Origin of the sequence: Bradyrhizobium sp. (assembly GCF_019244115.1) — a bacterium.
Classification (GTDB): Bacteria; Pseudomonadota; Alphaproteobacteria; order Rhizobiales; family Xanthobacteraceae; genus Bradyrhizobium.
The window spans coordinates 1-5,342 of the sequence record NZ_JAFATE010000810.1 but is presented as its reverse complement, the minus strand read 5'-3'; the positions used below and the strand labels follow the sequence as shown (position 1 = coordinate 5,342).

Sequence of the window (5,342 nt, the reverse complement as noted above, 5' to 3'; positions counted from 1 at the left end):
TTGAGCGTCGTGCTGCTGATCGTCACCTTCATGGTGGTCTTGGGGACGCGATATGTCTCCACGCGCCTCAGCAGCCCACGTGCGCAATCGCTTCTTCAAGGTTCGGCGACGTGAACGCGCTTCGCGTCTTGGGCCTTTGCATGAGCTATGGCCCCGTCCCCGTCTTCGATGGAATCAATCTGGCCGTGCCGGACGGGACCTTGCTCGCGCTTCTTGGACCATCCGGCTGCGGCAAATCCACTCTGCTGCAGCTCATCGCCGGCTTTCAGCGACCGAGCGCGGGGGAGATCTGGGCGGGCGATGAATGTCTCTCGGGTCCGCACGTGCTGGTGCCGACAGAGCGGCGCGGGATCTCGATGGTCTTCCAGAACTACGCCGTTTGGCCGCACATGACAGTTGCTGAAAACGTCGCCTTCGGTCTCAAGGTTCAGCGCTTGGCATCCTCGGATCTCAGGCAAAAGCTCGCGCGCGCCTTGGAAATGGTTCGTCTGGAGAGCTTGCGCGATCGCTATCCCGCCGAACTGTCGGGCGGCCAACAGCAGCGCGTCGCACTGGCGCGAGCGCTTGCGGTTGAGCCTAAAATTCTGGCTCTCGACGAACCGCTGTCGAACCTCGATGCGAATTTGCGCGAAGAGATGCGGTTCGAAATCCGCCGCGTCCACGATCTTCTCGGCATCACGACGCTTTACGTTACGCACGATCAGTCGGAGGCGCTTGTGACGGCGGATCGAATCGCCGTGATGCGGGCCGGAGCGCTGATGCAGCTGGGTACGCCGAAGGATCTGTTCGAGCATCCCGCCAATAGTTTCGTCGCGAGCTTTATCGGCAACAACAACGTCATCGCGGGCAAACTCGAGGAGCGGGGACGCGTGCGGGTCGGGCCGAGCTCGCTGATCGGCATCGATACGAGCGGTGCTCCCACCGGAGCGAGCGTTGCCTTTTGCGTGAGGCCCTCGCGAGTTCGGATCGACCCGGAACCGGATATCCCGGTGAACGTGCTCAGAGGTACGGTGCTTCGATCGGCCTATTTGGGCGAGAGCCGCGATCTCTTGATCGAGGTCGATAAGGTTGCGCGCATTCGTGCGGCCGTTCCAGCTTCACGCGAATTCGTTACCGGCCAGCAGGTCACCGTACATCTGCCGGTCGAGAGCTGTCTCATCGTGAATTCTTCGGAAACATGAGGTCACCCATGACGCAGACAACGCCCACGAGCGGATCCGCTCTTGCTCCGCTGAGCGGGGTGCGGGTGCTCGAGATCGGCAGTTATCTCGCGGGTCCCTTTTGCGCGACGCAACTCGCCGATCTTGGTGCGGAAGTCATTAAGTTGGAAGACCCGAAGAGTGGCGATCACATGCGCGATTACGGTCCCTTCATCAGCGGCGAAAGCTCGTCTTTCATGCGCACGAACAGGAACAAGAAATCTCTTGCTGTCGATCTCAAGTCCGAGGAGGGCAGAAAGCTCGCGATCGATCTGGTCCCGGGTGCCGACATACTCGTCGAGAACATGAGACCCGGCGCAATGAAGCGCCTCGGCCTCGATTACGAGACGCTCCGCAACATCAATCCGCGATTGATCTATGTGGCCGCTTCGGGTTGGGGACAGGACGGCGCCCTCTCGCACCTCGCGGGCCTTGACATCATGGCGCAAGCGCGGTCCGGCATCATGAGCGTTACCGGCCAGCCGGACAGGGAGCCGGCCAAGGCGGGCGTTCCGCTGTGCGATGTCACCTGCGCGATCTACGCAGCGCTTGGTGCGGTAGCGGCGCTGCGTGCCCGCGAGCTGACCGGTGAAGGGCAAATGGTGGATGTCTCGCTGTTTGAGACAGGCGTTTCCTTCGCCCAATGGGAGGCCGGGCGCTATTTTGCCAACGGCGAGGTGCCGAAGCGCAGCGGCTCTGCGCACAACACCAGCGCTCCCTATCAGGCTTTTCGGAGTGCCGACGGCTGGTTCACGCTGGGTGCGCCAAACCTGCGCGCTTGGCAGGCGCTCTGCCGCGTTCTTCGGCGCGATGACCTGCTCCGCGATGAAAGGTTCAGCGACGAAAATGCACGTTTCGCGAACCGATCGGTTCTGGCGCGCGAAATTGAATCGACCACGAAATGCCGTGTCACCGCCGAATGGATCGGCGAATTGCAAGAGGCAGGCGTGGCCTGTTCACCCATTCACGACTACTCCCAGGTCTTCGCGGATGAAGCTCTGGAACAGCGGAGTTTTTTTTGGGATGCGCCGCATCCGACGGCCGGGAAGGTGCGACAGCTAGCCTCTCCCATGCGGCTGTCGCGAACCCCGACCCGCCGAGACCGCGCCGGGCCCCTTCTCGGCGAGCACACCGAGGAGATCGTCCGAGAGCTCGGGCGTTCGGACGCGCAGCTCAAGAAACTCATCGATAGCGGCGTGATCAGGATCGCGGAGGCACCTGTGAAGGCGGCCAAGGCACGAAGAGGGGCCGCGAGATGAAATCGACGTCCGCCACCTCGGAAGAGATCTTGTGCCAGCGGAGGGGACCGGTCGAATGGGTCATCTTCAACCGCCCGCACCGGCTGAATGCCATGACGCACGTCATGGAGGACCGGTTGATGGACATCTGTCGCGAGGTCAATCACGACAAGAGCGTTCGAGCCGTGGTCTTCACGGGCAGCGCGGACCGCAAGCCGGCTTTCATGGCAGGACAAGATGTTTCGGACCTCCAGGAGGTGGCGTCCGCGGAAGGTGTGATGAAAATGGAGCTGCGCGGGGAGGAGGTCTGCGTTGCCGTTGAGAACGTCAGGGTGCCGACCATAGCAGCGATCTCGGGTGCTTGCGTCGGCGCCGGCGCATTGCTGGCCGCGTCTTGCGATGTGCGGATCGCCGATCCCTCCATGCGCTTCGGCTTTCCGATCGCTCGCACCGTCGGAAACTGCCTCACGGTGAAGAACTTGGCGCGGCTCGCCATGATCATGGGGGCACAGGCAACCAAAGAGCTGGTTTTCAGCGCTCGCCTGCTGAGCGCCGATGAGTTCAAGTCGACCGGCGCTCTTCGGGAGATCGTGCCGGACGCATCGGAACTCGTGAAGCGAGCACAGGAGATCGGCGAGAACTTCGTGGAGCTCGCCCCGCTCACGCTTTGGGGAACGAAGGAAGGAATGCGGCGCCTGCGCGATGCGATGCTGTCCTCGACCACGGACACCGACATCCTCGAAGCGTGCTACCTGTCGCGAGACTACCGCGAGGGCACGACGGCATTCATGGAGAAGCGCAAGCCCAGTTGGACGGGCGAATGAGTGCCCGGCAAAGGGCCCAGAGCCGGGAGCATGCGGAGCTTATCCAGGAATGGCGCCGAACCGCTTCCGGGCAGCGATCGGCTCAGTTGCTCCTTCCGTCGAGTTGAACCGGAGAAGCGATATGCGGCTTGCCGAAAAGCCATCGTGATGGGCGCCGGGCAGAGCCCCGGCGAGAGCTTGGGCAATGGCCGCGCGACGGTCCTGCGCTTCGCCGAGGAAGGGGCAGAAGGTGCTCGCCGTTAACAACCGTCTTACCTCAGCCAAAGATACGGCCAAACAGGGTAATGCAGGTGGGCGGCTAATGCGTCGCCTGTGAGGCGGACGTCACCAGGGAGGAGACTCTGATCCGGGCGATCGAAGCGGCGTACCGCCGCCGGTGTCGCAAGAAAGTAGAAACGGCCGGCAATTTCTTTGTTTCGGGGCTGGCGGCAAGCCGGGGGAGTTTGCAACCGATGGTCTGGCGCAGTAACCTCAAATTCCTATATTGCTCAGCATGCCGACGCTGGCGCATTGCTTTGCGAAAGAATTTACACCTTACCTTGAAGCGCTTTGGGAATCCTCGCCCCAATTCCGCCAGCTGGTAAGTGCGTACAAGGGGTTCTTTGAACGGATCGGCTTATCAATCCGCTTGATCGCCGAGTCTCCGCCTTCGCGCGGCTACGAACCCATTCTTATGCAACGATTCGGCAACCGTATCGCGGCACGTGGTATGGCTATGATGGCGGTTCGATCCGAGAAGCAAAGGGCGGGAGAAAGTAAACGGCGCGCGGCCGTCGTCGGCGCCTTGCGGTTTCTGGCAAAACGTGAGGGGCGAGCCGATGCGCGCTTGCGCCGAGTCTCGTTGCTGCTCGCAGCGTGGGAGGAAACGTCGATCATCGACGATATTTTTGACGAGGTTGGGGTTAGCCAGCCTGCTCTAAAGGAAGTCCATCCGAATCCTTTTGAGTTCGTCTCGCTGCTTAGATCGGTAGTCGAGAGGCGTGAGATTAGTACGAGCCGTCTGAGGCAAATTGCTGCCGACATCGCACCTCATATTGTGAATTCACGTGGGCCTAAGATTAGCGCGGCGTCGGCCGCACATGAGTTGATTCTTGAAACCGTTTTCCTTGATGGGCCGAGCGCCTATACATGGGATCCGATTAAGGGCGATTTCAGCGATGGCCTCACACAGGCAACCCGGCTAGAATTCGGTAATCCGAACTTTTCCCCACAGCCGGCGCGGCGTAGAGCAAGGAAGCGACGCGTTTCTCAATAGGCTGATCGCGCGCAAGCTTGGTGTCATTGTCGGAACGCCAAACGGGTGCGGACTTTCACGACCGCACAAATTAGTACCTTAGACAAAGCAGTCCCCACCCCTACATCGTGATCGATTGATCAATCACGATGTAGGGTCAAATGCCGCGGACATCTTTGTTGTTGCCACCCGCGACCGACGAGGCGAATGCACTGAGTGTCAGGCGAGGCACGGCCGACGTCAGGTTCACTACTGTTGTCTGCGGGTGCGGTCGTGGTTGACCGGATCCGTATAAGGAAGACGAGTTATGCCGTTGGCTATGGCCGTCCGCCCGAAGAGACCCGGTTCAGGAAAGGCCAAAGCGGCAATCCAAAAGGTCGCCCGCGAGGCAGTCGCTCCATCGGTGCCATTTTGCAAGCCATCATCGGGCAAAGGATTACCGTCACCGAACATGGTACGACGCGGCGGATCCCGGCGCTTGAAGTGATGCTGCGTCGCCTCACCAACGACGCCATGCGCGGCGATGTGCGTGGCCTTAAGCTGCTGCTCTCGCTGATCGAGCGATACGCGCAATCACCCCAGGCTGAGCATCGCATCGCCGACCTGCTCGCCGAAGATCTGACGATCCTGGCTCGCTATCAGCAGGACGCTGGCAGCTTGCTCGCCAATCCCCGCCGGAAGTCCAAGAAGAAGGGCAGGGCGCATGAGATCTGACCCCCGGGTTCTTCAGGCTCTTCTTCGCACCAATTTCATCGCTTTTGTCGAGAAGGTGTTTGCGACGCTTTCACCAGGGCAAACCTTCGTGCCCGAATGGTACATTGAGGCTCTTGCCTATCAGCTTGAGCGG

Annotated in this window: 5 protein-coding genes; all 5 read left to right on the top strand. The window is 60.8% G+C overall.

What is annotated here, in order from left to right:
• Positions 1-110: 110 nt before the first annotated feature.
• Positions 111-1,181 (top strand): ABC transporter ATP-binding protein, encoded by a 1,071-nt coding sequence (locus JOZ76_RS34375; RefSeq protein WP_291705825.1) that lies wholly within the window; start codon positions 111-113, stop codon positions 1,179-1,181.
• Entirely contained in the window at positions 1,178-2,458 is a 1,281-nt protein-coding gene (locus tag JOZ76_RS34370; protein ID WP_366938663.1) for a CaiB/BaiF CoA transferase family protein, read from the top strand. The genes JOZ76_RS34375 and JOZ76_RS34370 overlap by 4 nt, the downstream gene beginning before the upstream one ends.
• The gene (locus JOZ76_RS34365) at positions 2,455-3,261 is read left to right on the top strand and encodes an enoyl-CoA hydratase (RefSeq protein WP_291705823.1); all 807 of its coding nucleotides are present in this window, start codon (positions 2,455-2,457) and stop codon (positions 3,259-3,261) included. The genes JOZ76_RS34370 and JOZ76_RS34365 overlap by 4 nt, the downstream gene beginning before the upstream one ends.
• Before the next feature lie 493 nt (positions 3,262-3,754).
• Positions 3,755-4,516 (top strand): hypothetical protein, encoded by a 762-nt coding sequence (locus JOZ76_RS34360; RefSeq protein WP_291705822.1) that lies wholly within the window; start codon positions 3,755-3,757, stop codon positions 4,514-4,516.
• Positions 4,517-4,768: 252 nt separating this feature from the next.
• The gene (locus tag JOZ76_RS34355) at positions 4,769-5,209 is read left to right on the top strand and encodes a DUF5681 domain-containing protein (RefSeq protein ID WP_291705821.1); all 441 of its coding nucleotides are present in this window, start codon (positions 4,769-4,771) and stop codon (positions 5,207-5,209) included.
• Positions 5,210-5,342 lie beyond the last annotated feature (133 nt).

What these genes read in the sequence shown, in the direction of transcription:
- JOZ76_RS34370 (WP_366938663.1), top strand. Translation starts at nt 1,178, where the DNA reads ATGAGGTCACCCATGACGCAGACAACGCCCACGAGCGGATCCGCTCTT.
- JOZ76_RS34365 (WP_291705823.1), top strand. Translation starts at nt 2,455, where the DNA reads ATGAAATCGACGTCCGCCACCTCGGAAGAGATCTTGTGCCAGCGGAGG.
- JOZ76_RS34360 (WP_291705822.1), top strand. Translation starts at nt 3,755, where the DNA reads ATGCCGACGCTGGCGCATTGCTTTGCGAAAGAATTTACACCTTACCTT.